The sequence below is a fragment of the Microbacterium sp. HM-570 genome (assembly GCF_054165885.1).
Genome location: NZ_CM135111.1, coordinates 1,919,861 through 1,934,759, shown reverse-complemented (window position 1 = coordinate 1,934,759; position 14,899 = coordinate 1,919,861). Strand labels below are relative to the sequence as shown.

Here is a 14,899-nt window from a genome sequence, read left to right as displayed (position 1 = left end):
GCTTGCACGCTTCGTTCTGCGGGCGTAGTGTCGCCGCTCGTGGCTAACGACAGTCGCGGCGAGGGCCCGAGCTCTCCTCCCGTGAAACGCTGGATTCTCGGCGAACCCCTCCATACCGAACAGCTCGACGGGCAGCTGCTTCCGAAGCGACGGGCCCTGCCGATCTTCGCGTCCGACGCCCTGTCGTCCGTGGCCTACGCGCCGCAAGAACTCTTGATGATCCTGCTGACCGGCGGTCTCGCGTTCCTCGCCTTCAGCCCAGCTGTCGCGGCGGCGGTCGTGGTACTGCTGATCGTGGTCGTCGTCAGCTACCGGCAACTCATCAAGGCGTACCCGTCGGGCGGCGGTGACTACGAGGTCGCGTCGAAGAACCTCGGCGAACCCGCCGCCGTGGTCGTGGCATCCGCTCTTCTCGTCGACTACGTCTTGACGGTAGCCGTGTCGATCGCGTCCGGTGTCGACAACATCATCTCGGCCATCCCCGAGCTCAACCCGTGGCGCATCGAGTTCGCCGTCGGCTTCGTCGTGCTCATCATGGCCGCGAACCTGCGCGGCGTGCGCGAATCGAGCAAGGCGTTCGCGATCCCGACCTATGTCTTCATCGGGTCGGTCGCCGTCATGATCGTCGTCGGACTCGCCCGCGTCGCGCTCGGCGACCCTCCCATCGCGTCCAGCGCCGAGTTCGCCGTGCAGGCGGAAGACCTCTCGCAGGCCGCGGTGATCCTGCTGGTGCTGCGGGCGTTCTCGAGCGGATGCTCGGCCCTCACGGGCGTCGAGGCCGTCTCGAACGGGGTTCCCGCCTTCCGCCAACCGAAGGTGAAGAACGCGCAAGCGACTCTCACGCTCATGGGCGGCATCGCGATCCTGCTGTTCGCCGGTCTGACGGCGCTCGCCCTCTTCGCGGGCGTGCACTACGCCGAGAACCCCTGCAACCTGGTGGGTTTCGACTGCACGACCCCGCAGCCCAGCCTCATGGCCCAGGTCGCGAGTGCGACGTTCGGGATGGGCAGCATCCCCTTCTTCATCATCCAATCGGCGACAGCCTGCGTTCTGCTTCTGGCGGCGAACACCGCGTTCAACGGCTTCCCCCTGCTCGGGGCCGTGCTCGCGCGTGACGGCTACGCGCCGAAGTCGCTCAACACCCGCGGCGACCGCTTGGTGTTCTCGAACGGGATGATCGCGCTCGGCCTCGCCGCGATCATGATCCTCGTGCTCTACCAGGCGAGCCTCACGAGCCTGATCCAGCTGTACATCATCGGCGTTTTCGTGTCGTTCTCGCTCGGACAGATCGGGATGATCCGGCACTGGCGCCGCGCAATACGCACGGGTGCGTCGGGCGCTGACCTCCGCGCGGCGCGCATCGGGCTCGCGATCAACGGCGCCGGCGCGGCACTGACCGTCTTCGTGCTGATCATCGTGACGATCACCAAGTTCACCCACGGCGCGTGGATCGTGTTCCTCCTGATCCCGATCCTCGCGACACTCATGATCGGCGTGAACCGCTACTACCGCGACGTTGAGCACGAGATCGAGATCGACGACGCGACGCACTTCGGTTCGCGGGGCGACGTGGCGATCGTGCTGGTCGGGCGTCTGCAGAAGCCGGTCGTCAAAGCGATCGATTACGCGCTGGCCGCCAAGCATGACAAGACCATGGCCGTGCACGTCTCGGTTGATCCCGAGTCGACCGACCGTCTGCAGGCCGAGTGGCGGGAACATCGGATGCCGGTGCCCCTCGTCATCGTCGACTCGCCCTATCGCGCCTTCGCGCATCCGGTGCGGGAGTTCATCCAGGCCTATCGCCAGAAGAACGGCTCGGCAGTCATCACCGTGTATCTGCCGCAGTACATCGTCGGGCACTGGTGGGAGAGCTTCCTACACAACCGTCGAGCCAGCCGTATCGCGCACAATCTGATGCTCGAGCACGGCGTCTCGATCACGCTCGTGCCGTGGCTGCTCGATTCGACCGAGATCGTTTATGGCCGACGGTCGCGCCCCCTGCCCGGAGGCGACCGGTCGGGCTTGCCGCCCGAGGCCTCCAACCGGGTGCCGCGGCGTAGCCTGGAGGAGTGAATCTCCCGGCTGTGCCCCGCGACGCGGCAATCCTCGATGCGGCGCCTTTCGACGTCGCGTCCGTCCGCGCCGCCTTCCCGATCCTCGGCGAGCGGGTCAACGCGTCATCGCTGGTGTACCTGGACTCAGCGGCCACGAGCCAGAAGCCACTCGCCGTACTCGAGGCCGAGGCATCCTTCCTCGCCCGTGGCAACGCCGCCGTCCACCGCGGCGCACACACCCTCGCCGCCGAGGCAACGGAATCATTTGAGGATGCCCGGGCCGCCGTTGCGGCTTTTATCGGCGCCGAGCCGGACAACATCGTGTGGACCTCGGGTGCGACGGCAGGGATAAACCTGATCGCATACTCGATCGGGAATGCGTCGCTCGGGCGCGGGGGCGAAGCCGCCCGGCGGGTGGCGCTGAAACCGGGCGACGAAATCGTCGTGACCGAGTCCGAGCACCACGCCAACCTGATTCCGTGGCAAGAGCTCGCCGCCCGAACGGGTGCACTGCTGCGCCATATTCCCGTGCAGGAAGATGGCCAGCTCGACCTGGCCGTTGCAGGTGCCCTGATCGGGTCACGGACGCGGATCGTCGCCTTCCCCCATGTGTCGAACGTGCTGGGCATCGTGAACCCCGTCGCCGAGATCGTGACGCTTGCGCGCGAGGTCGGCGCGCTCACGGTTCTCGACGCCTGCCAGTCCGCCCCCCACCTCGCACTCGACCTGCCGGCCCTCGGGGTCGACCTGGCGGTGTTCTCGGGGCACAAGATCTTCGCGCCCTATGGCGTGGGCGTCCTGTACGGACGGTCAGAGGTACTCGAAGCCCTGCCGCCCTTCCTGACCGGGGGCTCGATGATCACGACCGTCACCCTCGACACCGCCGAGTACCTGCCTCCGCCGCAGCGGTTCGAGGCCGGCACGCAGCCCGTCTCGCAGGCGATCGGCCTGGCGGCAGCCACGCGGTACCTCGGCGAGCTCGGGCACGATGCGATCGCGGCACGCGAGGCATCCCTCGAACGTCGCCTGCGCGAGGGGCTGCTCGAGGTGGCGGGTGTCCGCATGCTCGGCGACGCGTCGGGCGCCGAGCGAGTTGCCCTGGCGTCGTTCGACGTCGACGGAGTGCACGCGCACGACGTCGGCCAATTCTTGGATGCACGCGGTGTCGCCGTGCGCGTCGGGCACCACTGCGCGCAGCCGCTGCACCGCCGTTTCGGCATCACCGCCAGCGTTCGGGCGAGCGCGGCGTTTTACAACACGGAGGAGGAGATCGACATTTTCCTTGATGCGCTCTCGGGCGTAAGCGCATTCTTCGGCGTGGAGGGCACCCGATGAGCGGGCTCGAGTCGCTGTATCAAGAGCTGATCTTGGATCACTCGAAGCATCCGCACGGCACTCCTCTCGCACCGGAAGAGGGGGCCCACGCGTCGTCGTACCAGCGCAATCCCGTGTGCGGAGACGAGTTGACTCTGCGCGTGCGGCTCGATGATGCGGGCGCGATCCGCGATGCGACCTGGGAGGGCGCCGGTTGCTCGATCTCGCAGTCGTCGGCGTCGATGCTGTCGGATCTCGTCGCCGGGATGCCCCGGGCCGACGCATCCGTTCTCGTCGAGGGTTTCCGCGAGGCCATGCGCTCGCGCGGCAAGCTCGAGCTCGACGTCGAGGAGTATGGCGACGCGGCCGCCCTGTCGGGTGTCTCGAAGTACACCGCCCGGGTCAAGTGCGCCATGCTCGCGTGGGTTGCGCTCGAGGACGCGCTCGCCCGTGCATCCTGACCTTCTCGGTCAAGTTCTCCTCCCCGTGTAGGGGATCAAGCCGGCTATCCACCGTTCCCCCGAACTCCGGGACGGGGTTGCGGCGGGCCCACCAGGCTGTGCCCATGCCCACAGAACTCGCTGATGTCCCACCGCTCCGCGACGATGCCGCTCTCGAACACTGGCTGTTCGATCTGCTGATCGGCGCCACCCACCCCCAGCTCTGGCTGTTCTTTCTGGACGATGACGACCGCCCCACCGGACCGGTCATGCCTTGCGATGAGCTGCCGGATCACCCCGACGGCGTCACCGCGAACGAAGACCTCGGCGCCCTGCCCGTCGTCGAACTCTTCGCCCATCGCTTCGCGAACCTCATGCGCGAGTTCGACTTCGCACAGATCGTGGTGGTGTGGGAGCGCTGCGGTGGAGACCAGATCACCGACCTCGATCGGGCGTGGGCGCGGCTCGGCGATCACCTGGTCCGACAGGGCGTCCGCGTTCGTGCCCGCTTCTTGCTCCACGAAGCCGGCATGCGCATCTTCACCCCGGACGACCTGCCCGCCGCGGCGTGAGGTTCGTTCGGGAGGGCGTGGTCATTCGGGAGGGTGTGACGGCCGCATCCGGTCCTCCCGAACAACCATGCCCTCCCGAACGACCGCCTCAGCTCGAGATCACCCGCTCGAGTCGGGCGTAGCTCGTTTCCATCCCGTCGGTCATGCCGGTCGCCAGCACCATGTCGCGGGTGTCCTTGTCGGGGTACTCGATCAGCAGAGTGATGAGCGTGGCACCGTCCTCTTCGCGCAGCGACAGGTCGTTGAGCGTCGAGGGAAAGTCAGTGTCGGTCATGTGCTCGGTCGTGACCGTTCTCTTCGGGGCGTCGATGACGAGGGTTTCGCCGTTGAACCCGAAGGGTTCGCCCTCCGTCCCGGGCTCGGGTGCCCAGGCGTAGCGATAGGTGCCACCGACTCGTGGGTCGACCTCGCAGATCGTCATGCGCCAGCCATCCGGCCCGAGCAACCACTTCTTCATCAGCTCGGGCTCGGTGTGCGCGCGCCATACGAGCTCGCGCGGACCCTCGATCAGCCGAGTGATGCGCACGTGCGTGTCGTCGAGAATCTCCGTTTGCGTGCCCTTGCCCTCTGCGTAGGCACGCAGACCCGCGAGCACGCGGTCGAGCTGGTTGAACGCCAGCGTCGAACCCTCGACCGCCCCGAACGCGATGATCTGCTGGAGCGCGTCCGCCGAGTCGAAGTAGCTGACGTTCGTCAATCGCGTTCCGGTCGCGGTCGCCTCGAAGTCGAACGTGACGCGCATCACGGGCGTGCCGTCGAGAACATCGCCTTCTTCGTTGGCGAAGGCGTCGAGCACCTCCAGGCGTCGGGGCGCGTCGATCTTCAGAAACTCCCACGACCCGCGCGACTTCTCGCCCTGCGGGCTCGTCATTTCGTAAGCCGCGCGGCCGCCGACCGTGAGGTCGAAGGCGGTGAAGGTTGCCGGCCATCCGGGAGGGCCCCAGAAAAGTTCGAGTTGGCTCGGGTCGGTGAACGCCGTCCAGACGCGCTCGACGGGGGCCGCAAAGTCGGCGACGAGCGTCATCGTCAACACTTCGGGGTCGGTAGTGACGTCGGTGACGGGCATGTCACACTCCTTTTGTGGGTGGATCAGTGGGTTTCGCTGACGCGAGCAAGAGATCGAGGCGGTCGATCCGCGCCCGCCAGAGTTCTTCGTACTGCGCCAGCAGGGCATGGGCCCGCGCGATCATCGTCGGATCCGCGCGAACGAGCCGCTCGCGACCCTCGGCGCGCTTGACGACCAGCCCCGCCGCCTCGAGAACGCCGATGTGCTTCTGAACGGCGGCGAAGGACATGTCGTAGTCGAGAGCGAGGGTCGAGATCGACTGCTCCTGCTGAATCGTGCGGCGCAGGATGTCTCGGCGCGTCGCCGCGGCGAGCGCCTGAAACACGCGGTCAATCTCGTCATCGCTCAGCTCATTCGCTTCACCCTGCGCCGTTTGTGCAACCATTTGGTTGTACGTTAGCGCTGTCGCATTGCGAGGTCACCCCCCCCCCCCGCGGGGAAAAGGATTCCGTCGCACGGCCGACTTTCGGTTCGAGGAGCCGTGAAACGAACCACCGCGAAACGCCCGCCCCGACTCTTCAATGGCCATGGCTGATGCACATCATCGGGGGCGGGACGCAGCGGCCTTCTTTTCCTCAATCGCCTCGCCTGCGGGACGACCGTCAACCAGGGCACGCAGGACATCGGATGCGGCGGCCATGCGGCGGGCATCCACCGCCGCGACGATCGTGGCGTGCAGCACCGCCTCCGCGGCACGAGCCCGGCCCGCAGCATCCTTCCCCGCGTCGGTGAGGGAGAGGATGACGCTGCGCCGGTCGCCCGGATCCTGCTCTCTCTTCACAAGCCCAGAGAGAACGAGGGTATCCACGAGGCGACTGGGCGACCCCATTTCACACACCAGTCGGGAGCCAAGCTGACGCAGCGACAGGCTCGCGGCGTCGTCGATCGTGATTATCGCTTCCGCCTGCGCGGGAGTGAGAGCCTCGGGCTTCAGCAGGTCGGCGTAGATCCGATTGCCTTCGCGTTGAGCGGCGAGGATCAGGTAGCGGAATTCTTCGGCGGGACTCATGCTTGGGCAGGCGTCTCGGTCATGATCTCCTCGAGGAATCGAGCGGTGGCGTTTCCGTAAGCGTGAGGGTGGGTGAAGCGGAACATGTGTCCCGTCTCAGGCAAGACGACTTCCCGCGCCGCGGGCAACCCGTCGACGAGGTCCCGTACGGCACCGTGTCCCACTAGACGGTCATCCTGGGGAGTCAGGACGAGCGTCGGTACCTTCACGTGTCCGAGCTGGGCGCGTACGTCGAATTTTCTGACAGCAGAGACGCGCCGGGCATAGCTCTCCCGCGGCGTGTTTTCGAGGAAGAGCGATCGGTAGTCGGACTTTCGCTGGGGAACCTCGGCGGTTGTGTCGAACGTCGACGCGAGCTGGGATGCGTGGAAGCGGAGCACTCCGTTTCGGTACACGGCGTCGGGGAGAAACCCTGCCAAACCTGCCATCGCGGACTTCCACTGCGGAAGGGGATTCGCCGCGAAGCCGCCGGAGAGCACCAGCGCGCGCAGACCCGCGGGCTGCCGCAGGGCAAGCGCAAGGCCCAGGACCGCCCCGAACGAATCGCCCACGAGCACGTACGAGGCGAGATCCTTCACCTGCCCTGCGACGAAGTCCGCGTACCCGTCAACGGTAGAGACACCCTCGGGAAGGCGCATGGTCCGCAGAGGGAAGCCGTGAAGGTCGGACAACGGCGCGAAGTCCCACGGGGCGCCGGAAAAGCAGGGAATCGCAACAACAGTAGGTGTTGCGTCATTAGTTGACACATCACGAATATACATCGTCTGCGTTCCACCCACTCCCCTGACGCGATATGTCGGGGCGGCGGGCGTTTGGCGACACATTGCGACAGGTGAGCGGAGCAACGGCGACATATTGCGACAGCGGAGCAGGCCCGAACCCCCGACTAGACTGGGCCAGTCCGGCATCCCGCGATTTTTGGAGCTCAGCCGCGTGACGACAGCCACCCAGAACGCCACCCCGAATGCGGCAGCGACGCCCGTCGTCGACACTGTCGAGAACGCCGCGGCGACGCCCGAGCGAACCCAGCCGTTCGCGGCGCTGGGCCTCAAGCCCGACGAGTACGACCGCATCCGCGAGATCCTCGGCCGCCGCCCCACCAGCTCCGAGCTGGCGATGTACTCGGTGATGTGGTCGGAGCACTGCTCGTACAAGTCGAGCAAGATCTACCTGCGCGAGTTCGGCCGCCACATGACCGACAAGATGCGCGAGAAGCTCATGGTCGGCATGGGCCAGAACGCCGGCGTGGTCGACGTGGGCGAGGGATGGGCGGTGACCTTCAAGGTCGAATCGCATAACCACCCCAGCTACATCGAGCCCTTCCAGGGTGCGGCGACGGGTGTCGGCGGCATCGTCCGCGACATCATCTCAATGGGCGCGCGCCCGGTCGCCGTCATGGACCAGCTTCGCTTCGGCGCAATCGACCACCCCGACACGGCGCGCGTCGTGCATGGCGTCGTCAGCGGCATCTCGTTCTACGGCAACTGCCTGGGCCTTCCCAACATCGGCGGCGAGACGTTCTTCGACTCGGTCTACCAGGGCAACCCCCTCGTGAACGCCCTCGCGGTCGGCGTCATGCGCCACGAGGACATCAAGCTCGCCAACGCGAGCGGCACCGGCAACAAGGTCGTGCTGTTCGGCGCCCGCACCGGCGGCGATGGCATCGGCGGAGCATCCATCCTCGCCTCCGACTCGTTCGACAGCACCGGCCCCACCAAGCGCCCCGCCGTGCAGGTCGGCGACCCCTTCGCCGAGAAGGTACTCATCGAGTGCTGTCTTGAGCTCTACCGTGACGAGCTCGTCGAGGCGATTCAGGATCTCGGGGCCGCGGGCATCTCGTGCGCCACGAGCGAGCTCGCCGCCAACGGCGGATCGGGCATGAAGGTCGACCTCGAAGAGGTACTGCTGCGTGACCCGCGCCTCACGCCCGAAGAGATTCTCATGTCGGAGTCGCAAGAGCGCATGATGGCGATCGTCGCGCCCGAAAAGCTCGACGCCTTCCTCGCCGTAACGGCGAAATGGGATGTCGAGACGAGCGTTCTGGGCGAGGTCACGGGTGACGGGCGCCTCGTCATCCACTGGCACGGTCACGAGATCGTCAACGTCGACCCCGCCACCGTCGCGGTCGATGGCCCCGTCTATGAGCGCCCCGTCGCGTACCCCACGTGGATCGATGCCTTGCAGGAGGATTCGGCGAGCGCCCTCCCCCGCGCGACCGACCCCGAGACGCTCCGCACCCAGTTCGCGCAGCTGCTGTCGAGCCCGAACCTGGCCGACAAGTCGTGGCTGACGAACCAGTACGACTACTACGTCATGGGCAACACGGCCCTGGCCTTCCCCGACGATGCCGGCATGATCCGCGTCGACGAGGAGTCGGGCCTGGGCTTTGCCATCGCGACCGACTGCGACAGCCGCTTCTGCCAGCTCGACCCGTACGAGGGCGCACGTCACGCGGTCGCCGAGGCGTACCGCAACGTCGCCGTCGCGGGCGCGGTTCCGACCGCGGTGACGGATTGCCTCAACTTCGGCAGTCCCGAGAACCCCGAGGTGATGTGGCAGTTCCAGCGTTCGGTGCAGGGAATCGCGGATGCGTGCCGTGAGCTCGAGATCCCCGTCACGGGCGGAAACGTCAGCTTCTACAACCAGACCGGTGACCAGCCGATCTATCCGACTCCCGTCGTCGGGGTGCTCGGCGTGATCGACGATGTCGCGCGTCGCGTGCCGAGCGGTTGGCAGGACCAGGGCGAGAACATCTACCTTCTCGGCGTCACGTCCACGGAGCTCAGCGGCTCCGAGTGGGCGGGCGTCGTGCACGATCACCTCGGTGGTCGGCCTCCGCGCGTCAACCTCGGCGACGAGAAGACCCTCGCCGAGCTGCTGCGCGCCGCATCCCAGCAGGGGCTCATCTCCAGCGCCCACGACCTGTCGGGCGGCGGCCTGGCGCAAGCGCTCGCCGAGAGCGTGATCCGCTTCGGCGTCGGCGCGCGCGTCTGGCTGCGCGAGATCATCGAGCGCGACGGCGTGGATGCCTCGGCAGCACTGTTCTCGGAGTCCACCGGCCGCGTGCTGGTGAGCGTCCCGCGCGAGGACGACGTCAAGTTCCAGGGGCTGTGTGACGGACGCGGCTACCCGGTGTTGCGTATCGGTGTGACGGACGTCGCTCCCGCGGGTGGCGCCGAGCTCGAGATTCAGGATGTCTTCACGATGGGTATCGACGAGTTGAACCAGCTCTGGCGCGGCACCCTGCCCGCCGCCTTCGGCGCGACGATCGGCGAGTTCGAGGTCACAAGCACCGCCCCGACCACTCCCCCGATGGCGTAGGAGCGACATGTCGAACGACGATCTGGAGAACTACGGCGCGACGCGTCAGAAGCGTGTGCGGATCGTGGCGTGGGTCGTGATCATCGCGCTGCTCGTGACCGGCGGCGGCGCGACGGTTCTGGCGCTCATCTTCGGCTGACCCGCGGCGCGTTCAGGGCGCACGGTTAGCATGGCGGGATGGACCCTTTCTTCGCGTTGGCTGCGGAGTTGTGGTGGCTGGGGCCCACCGTGATCGCGGGCGGTGCGGCGTCATTCGCCGGGATTCGCTATGGCCGCCGGCAGCGCGCGCGCGCGCTCGAGTACGCCGGCGCAAAGCACGAACTGGCGGTGGCGCGGGTGCGCCTGTTCACCGCCCGGGCCCAAGCGAAGAGCGCGCAGGCGACGCTGCTGGTCGCGAAAAGCGCGCGCCAGAGTGGGCGCGGGTCGGTCGGCGAAATCGAGGCTGCCCGACACGCGGTGAACGAGGCTCAGCGCGAACTGCGTTCGGCGCAGACCGGGCTGCGCGGCCGCCGCGTTCAGGTCAAGGCCGCCAGGGCATTGATGCGCCGGATGCCTCGGGGGGACGAACATCTTCCGCTCTCACGGCTCGTGGCCGAACACGATGCGGTGCTGGCGAGCTGGATGGCCTACGAGACCGATCCGGCCAAGGCGATCGCTTTCCCCACGATGAGCGATGCCCGGGTGCCTGCGACGGCGGCGCTGCTGACCGCGATGGACACCGCCCGCTGGCTCCGGCCGCGCCCCGGCAAACCCGCGCTGACACCCGAAGAGTTCGCGCGATACCGTGCCGCGGTGACCGAGCTCGAGGCCGCATTCCACGCCGCCGAGGCGGCCGCGTGGCGCGCGGCGGGGGCATCCGGACGTCCGCCGGGTGGGGCATCCGACCGCCCATTCGCCGATGGCGCCGGTGTGCCACCGCAGCTCCGCGGGGCATGGGATGACCTGGTCGAGAACGCTCGCACCGCGGCGGTCACTGCCGCGACCGCCGCGGCCGAGTCGGCGCGCGAGGCGATCTGGCGGGCGAGGAAGCGTTCACCCGAGTCCGATGCGCCGACTCCGAGGACGGATGCGCCGCCCCGACCATCCGCTCCGCCCAACCCCGCCGAGACTCCCCCGCCGGACAAGCCCGCGAGCGACAAGCGCGGTCCGATCTGGCCGATCCCGCGTCGCTCGTCCGACTGACGCCCGCGCCGCCGCGTCCCGCGCGTAGCATGACGGGATGAACCCCTGGGAATTCTTCGGCTCCTACTGGTGGCTGATTTTCCCCCTGATGGGTGTAGCGGGGGGCGTCGGTCGCGGGTGGCAGAAGGCGCTCGAGCGTCGGCACGCGCGCAGGCTCGAGATCATGCGGGCCAAGAGCGAGCTGCACGCGGCCCAGATCGCGGCAAGTACGCAACCTGTCACGACGGGGCGTTCGGACTCGCGCCCGAGCGACAGCGACAGCCCAACCGCCCGACTGCAACGTCTGTTCGACGCCCACGACGCCGTCACATCCCGCTGGCTCGAATATGAACTCGACGTCGCCAAGCTGATCGCGTTCCCCGCGATGAGCGATGGACGTCAGCCGTTGACCGCCGCGTTCCTGCGCGCCAAACGCAAAGCGGACGGGCTGCGGCCCGATTCGCCTAAGGCCCGGATCGGTAAGGATGAGCTCGCCGAGTACCGCGACGCCGTGAACGAATACGAGGCCGCCTTCGATATCGCCGAGCGCGACGCGCGGCGACTGCGCGACCACTCGTTCACCGAGACGGAGCGCAAACGCCTCGATACCGCGAAGCAACTTCTGAGCGTCGCGGTCGACCAGGCAGCAACCCCCGCAGAACGCCAACTCGCCTATCGACGCGTTCGCGAAGAGCTCGACGGCCTGATCTCGGTGTCGGACGAGGCGATCGAGGTTCTCGAGAACCGTGTCGCTCTGGAACTGACGGTGGGCGAGCAAGCGACGGATGCCTCGCACGGACCGCCGGCGTCCGCCACCCTTCCCCCCAAACCAAGCTCATCAGAACCCGGAGCACACAGCCCGGGTTCGTCCGAGCCCACCGCCTCCCCGGAATCACCCCCGGCGTCGGGCTCGCGGCCCGTCCCCGCACGCGGCGCTACCCCGGCGCCGGGCCGAGTCACGCGGCCGCGCCCGCACGCATGACCGCGCCGCGGGTACCCTCCACCGAACTGGTCGCGCAGGTTCTCGCCCTGTTGACCGAGCTCGACCCCTACGGCCTCGAACCAGGCAGGCCCGGTGGCACTCCCGCCGACGAGTACGACATCGAGGCCCGGCCGCTGGCAGACATCCTGGCTCAGTACGGTCGCGTCACGGCCGAACAGGTCAACGAGCTCTGGCAGCACTATTTCGGCGAACCGCTCAGCGCCGTCGTCGGCGACGGTCGCCTTGAGGAGCTGACTGCCGAGCTCAATCGGCTCTCGTCCGGCGTACGACTCCCAGCGCCACCCGACCGCCCCGCGGACCTCGACGAGTACTTCGCTGACGGACCGTCCGCGCGCTGGTGGGTGCCGCACTACCTGCCGCACTGGACGACGCCCGACCGCTCGGAAGCCCGGTTCAGCGCGACTCCCGGCGCACTTGAGTTGAGGATCGAGGCAGGCCAGCTCGATTGGCGCCCCGAAGACGCACCTTTGCGGGTCTCCAACCTGCAGACGGGCACCTACTCGGGGCCCGTCGGATCCGCCGTCGGGACTCATCGTCACCGCGATGATGACCTTTTCGTTCGTACCGAGACGCCTCTGCGTCTGTTGTTCGCACCGTCGCGAGGCCGTGTCGATGTGACGGTTGCGGCGAGTCGAGACCGGGGCTGCATGCTCGCGGCGTGGCTGGTGGGGAGCGAGCACCTGTCGCCGGAGGACTCCGGAGAGATGTGCGTCTTCGAGATCGATGCCGACGCGATCGGCGTGGAAACGACCGTCCGGTCTGGCATCAAGGCGCACCACGATCCGCGCCTGGTCACCGACATGGCCGAGATCGCCGTGCCCCTCGACGCCAGCCAGCCACATACCTGGACCGTGATCTGGAATGACCACGAAACGATCATCGGTTGCGAGGGAGTCGTTGTGCGACGGATGCCTCAGGCCCCGAGCTATCCGCTGTTCCTCATGATCGACCTGTTCGAGATAGGTCCGGCGGACGGGGAGTACCCGAAGGCCGCGACCATCCACCGCGTGCGAGGGTGGGATCTCACCGGAACGACCAGCGACGCTGATCTGTAGCGCGCCACTGTCGGGGCATGGTGACGGGCTGGGACAATGCGAAGCCATCAGTCAGTCGGGTCGCCGCCGCCGCGCCGCAGGCCGTCTACGAGTACGCCTCAGACATCCGAAGTCTTCCGCGGTGGGCCGCGGGCCTACACCTTGGGCATCAGCACGTAGCTGGCCCCTAGTGTCGGGCGCCAGTAATTCGTTGTCTATGTTTTAGAGTTCGGGTATGGCACGAATGGGTCGTCCGAAGGTTGATCTGGTTCTCACGGATGATGAGCGTGAGCAGCTTGTCCGGTGGGCTCGGCGGCGTAAGTCGTCGCAGGCTCTGGCGTTGCGTTCGCGGATCGTGTTGGAGTGCGCGGCGGGGGACGCGAACACGGTGGTGGCTGAGCGGCTCGGGGTCAGCCGTCCCACGGTCGGGAAGTGGCGGTCCCGGTTCTTTGAGCACCGCCTGGACGGGCTCGTTGATGATCCGCGGCCTGGCCGACCGGCGACGGTGACCGCCGAGCAGGTCGAGGACGTCGTCGTAGCGACGTTGGAATCCACCCCCGCGAACGCGACGCACTGGTCGCGGTCGAAGATGGCCGAACGCACCGGATTGTCGAAGTCCACGATCGGTCGGGTCTGGAAGGCGTTCGGCCTCAAGCCCCATCGCACGGACGGGATCAAACTCTCCAACGACCCGTTGTTCGTGGAGAAGGTCTACGACATCGTGGGCCTCTACCTCGACCCCCCTGAGTGCGCCGTCGTCCTATCCGTGGACGAGAAGTCCCAGGTTCAGGCGTTGTCCAGATCGCAGCCCGCTTTCCCGATGATGCCTGGAATGCCAGAGAAGCGCACCCACGACTACTTCCGACACGGCACGACGAGCCTGTTCGCTGCGATGAACGTTGAGGACGGCACCGTGATCGCGTCCACGCACCGCCGTCATCGGGCGACGGAGTTCAAGAAGTTCCTGGTCAAGATCGATCAGAACGTGCCTGAGCACCTGGACATCCACGTGGTCTGCGACAACTACGCCACCCACAAGCACCCCACAGTGAAGACCTGGCTGGAGAAGCATCCTCGGTTCCACATGCACTTCACGCCCACGTACTCCTCGTGGATCAACCAGGTCGAACGACTCTTCGCCGAAGTCACCCGTGATCTTCTCCAGCGCTCCGATCACCGCAGCGTCCAGGCCCTCGAGAAGGACCTCCGAGCGTGGATCACGGCATGGAACGAGAACCCCAAGCCATTCATTTGGACCAAGACGGCCAACCAGATCCTCGAATCCCTCGGACGACTACTACAACGAACTAACGGCGCAGGACACTAGCTGACCGCTAGCCAACCGACTCGACCAGCGGACCAGCGAGCCAGAGCTCGACCTCACGCGGGGTCTTCACGCGCACGATCCGAAGATGCGAATACTCCTGTTCGAGCCGCGGAACCCGCTCGCGGTACTTGTTTCTCGTCGAGATCGCCCAGCGAACGATGTGCTCACGATCGATAAAGAAGGTGCGCAGGGGCGGTTCGATGTTGCCGTTCCAGAGCACTTCCCGTCCGAGGCGCCGCCGGAACGTACGTCGGATGACTCGGGGCAACGTCACCGTCAGAAAGGGTAGGTCGAGCCACACCAGCAGGTCGGCTCGCTCGGCCAGCAGTGAGCGGGCGCTCGAGTACTGCCACTCGGTGGTCCATGCGTCGTCGGCCGTGAAGTTCCGCACGTCGTCGAGGAAATCTGCCCGTGGAGTCCAGTTCGGGCCGTGGTAGAGCGCGTCGATCTCGGTGTGCGGGGCATCGGCGAGCGCGGCGATTCGAGCGGCAACCGTGGTCTTGCCCGTGCCGGATACTCCCGCCACGATGATGCGTCTGGGCCGCGACGGGAGCGGATCGTCGTAGGCAAGCACGGTGAGCATCCTATGCAGCGCGCG

The 14,899-nt window shown here is 67.0% G+C and carries 15 protein-coding genes; 10 read left to right on the top strand and 5 right to left on the bottom strand.

Annotation, left to right across the window (positions count from 1 at the left end; translation table 11 throughout):
• The first annotated feature begins 39 nt into the window (after positions 1 to 39).
• From ACT9TC_RS09200 to ACT9TC_RS09185, 4 genes are all read left to right on the top strand, one after another.
• A complete protein-coding gene (locus tag ACT9TC_RS09200) occupies positions 40 to 2,073 on the top strand; it encodes an APC family permease (protein ID WP_458040228.1) in 2,034 nt (677 codons plus the stop codon).
• A complete protein-coding gene (locus tag ACT9TC_RS09195; protein WP_458040227.1) occupies positions 2,070 to 3,389 on the top strand; it encodes an aminotransferase class V-fold PLP-dependent enzyme in 1,320 nt (439 codons plus the stop codon). Before ACT9TC_RS09200 ends, ACT9TC_RS09195 begins: the two co-directional genes overlap by 4 nt.
• A complete protein-coding gene (gene sufU / locus ACT9TC_RS09190; RefSeq protein WP_458040226.1) occupies positions 3,386 to 3,829 on the top strand; it encodes a Fe-S cluster assembly sulfur transfer protein SufU in 444 nt (147 codons plus the stop codon). Before ACT9TC_RS09195 ends, sufU begins: the two co-directional genes overlap by 4 nt.
• A 104-nt stretch (positions 3,830 to 3,933) precedes the next feature.
• Positions 3,934 to 4,380 (top strand): hypothetical protein, encoded by a 447-nt coding sequence (locus ACT9TC_RS09185; RefSeq protein WP_458040225.1) that lies wholly within the window; start codon positions 3,934 to 3,936, stop codon positions 4,378 to 4,380.
• Positions 4,381 to 4,468: 88 nt separating this feature from the next.
• On the opposite strand, the gene ACT9TC_RS09180 is transcribed toward ACT9TC_RS09185, so the two are convergent.
• The 4 genes from ACT9TC_RS09180 to ACT9TC_RS09165 form a co-directional block, all read right to left on the bottom strand.
• Positions 4,469 to 5,446, bottom strand: a complete 978-nt coding sequence (locus ACT9TC_RS09180) for an SRPBCC family protein (RefSeq protein WP_458040224.1) — start codon at positions 5,444 to 5,446, stop codon at positions 4,469 to 4,471.
• A 1-nt stretch (position 5,447) separates the two neighbouring features.
• Positions 5,448 to 5,831 (bottom strand): ArsR/SmtB family transcription factor, encoded by a 384-nt coding sequence (locus tag ACT9TC_RS09175; protein WP_458040223.1) that lies wholly within the window; start codon positions 5,829 to 5,831, stop codon positions 5,448 to 5,450.
• 156 nt (positions 5,832 to 5,987) lie between these two features.
• Positions 5,988 to 6,455: a MarR family winged helix-turn-helix transcriptional regulator gene (locus ACT9TC_RS09170; RefSeq protein WP_458040222.1), complete on the bottom strand. Its 468-nt coding sequence runs from the start codon at positions 6,453 to 6,455 to the stop codon at positions 5,988 to 5,990.
• On the bottom strand, positions 6,452 to 7,093 hold the full coding sequence (locus tag ACT9TC_RS09165) for an alpha/beta fold hydrolase (RefSeq protein ID WP_458040221.1): 642 nt from the start codon (positions 7,091 to 7,093) through the stop codon (positions 6,452 to 6,454). Before ACT9TC_RS09165 ends, ACT9TC_RS09170 begins: the two co-directional genes overlap by 4 nt.
• A 295-nt stretch (positions 7,094 to 7,388) precedes the next feature.
• Between ACT9TC_RS09165 and purL the strand changes: the two genes are divergently transcribed.
• From purL to ACT9TC_RS09135, 6 genes are all read left to right on the top strand, one after another.
• Complete coding sequence (purL, locus tag ACT9TC_RS09160; protein ID WP_458040220.1) at positions 7,389 to 9,776, top strand: phosphoribosylformylglycinamidine synthase subunit PurL; 2,388 nt, start codon at positions 7,389 to 7,391, stop codon at positions 9,774 to 9,776.
• A gap of 7 nt (positions 9,777 to 9,783) precedes the next feature.
• A complete protein-coding gene (locus tag ACT9TC_RS09155) occupies positions 9,784 to 9,915 on the top strand; it encodes a hypothetical protein (protein ID WP_458040219.1) in 132 nt (43 codons plus the stop codon).
• Positions 9,916 to 9,953: 38 nt separating this feature from the next.
• Positions 9,954 to 10,958 carry a hypothetical protein gene (locus ACT9TC_RS09150; RefSeq protein WP_458040218.1) on the top strand — a complete coding sequence of 335 codons (1,005 nt, stop codon included), beginning with the start codon at positions 9,954 to 9,956 and terminating at the stop codon, positions 10,956 to 10,958.
• 37 nt (positions 10,959 to 10,995) lie between these two features.
• A complete protein-coding gene (locus tag ACT9TC_RS09145; RefSeq protein ID WP_458040217.1) occupies positions 10,996 to 11,919 on the top strand; it encodes a hypothetical protein in 924 nt (307 codons plus the stop codon).
• Positions 11,916 to 12,995 (top strand): hypothetical protein, encoded by a 1,080-nt coding sequence (locus tag ACT9TC_RS09140; protein ID WP_458040216.1) that lies wholly within the window; start codon positions 11,916 to 11,918, stop codon positions 12,993 to 12,995. Before ACT9TC_RS09145 ends, ACT9TC_RS09140 begins: the two co-directional genes overlap by 4 nt.
• 214 nt (positions 12,996 to 13,209) lie before the next feature.
• Positions 13,210 to 14,301, top strand: coding sequence for an IS630 family transposase (locus ACT9TC_RS09135; RefSeq protein ID WP_458040215.1), 1,092 nt, complete (start codon positions 13,210 to 13,212; stop codon positions 14,299 to 14,301).
• A gap of 7 nt (positions 14,302 to 14,308) precedes the next feature.
• Here the strand turns inward: ACT9TC_RS09135 and ACT9TC_RS09130 are convergent, their stop codons facing one another.
• Complete coding sequence (locus tag ACT9TC_RS09130) at positions 14,309 to 14,875, bottom strand: AAA family ATPase (RefSeq protein WP_458040214.1); 567 nt, start codon at positions 14,873 to 14,875, stop codon at positions 14,309 to 14,311.
• Positions 14,876 to 14,899 lie beyond the last annotated feature (24 nt).

Bases quoted from the DNA above. Each gene is read 5' to 3' on its own strand.
- ACT9TC_RS09135 (WP_458040215.1), top strand. From the start codon at position 13,210: ATGGCACGAATGGGTCGTCCGAAGGTTGATCTGGTTCTCACGGATGAT.
- ACT9TC_RS09150 (WP_458040218.1), top strand. From the start codon at position 9,954: ATGGACCCTTTCTTCGCGTTGGCTGCGGAGTTGTGGTGGCTGGGGCCC.
- ACT9TC_RS09155 (WP_458040219.1), top strand. From the start codon at position 9,784: ATGTCGAACGACGATCTGGAGAACTACGGCGCGACGCGTCAGAAGCGT.
- ACT9TC_RS09175 (WP_458040223.1), bottom strand. From the start codon at position 5,831: ATGGTTGCACAAACGGCGCAGGGTGAAGCGAATGAGCTGAGCGATGAC.
- sufU (WP_458040226.1), top strand. From the start codon at position 3,386: ATGAGCGGGCTCGAGTCGCTGTATCAAGAGCTGATCTTGGATCACTCG.
- ACT9TC_RS09180 (WP_458040224.1), bottom strand. From the start codon at position 5,446: ATGCCCGTCACCGACGTCACTACCGACCCCGAAGTGTTGACGATGACG.
- ACT9TC_RS09140 (WP_458040216.1), top strand. From the start codon at position 11,916: ATGACCGCGCCGCGGGTACCCTCCACCGAACTGGTCGCGCAGGTTCTC.
- ACT9TC_RS09170 (WP_458040222.1), bottom strand. From the start codon at position 6,455: ATGAGTCCCGCCGAAGAATTCCGCTACCTGATCCTCGCCGCTCAACGC.
- ACT9TC_RS09165 (WP_458040221.1), bottom strand. From the start codon at position 7,093: ATGCGCCTTCCCGAGGGTGTCTCTACCGTTGACGGGTACGCGGACTTC.
- ACT9TC_RS09185 (WP_458040225.1), top strand. From the start codon at position 3,934: ATGCCCACAGAACTCGCTGATGTCCCACCGCTCCGCGACGATGCCGCT.
- ACT9TC_RS09145 (WP_458040217.1), top strand. From the start codon at position 10,996: ATGAACCCCTGGGAATTCTTCGGCTCCTACTGGTGGCTGATTTTCCCC.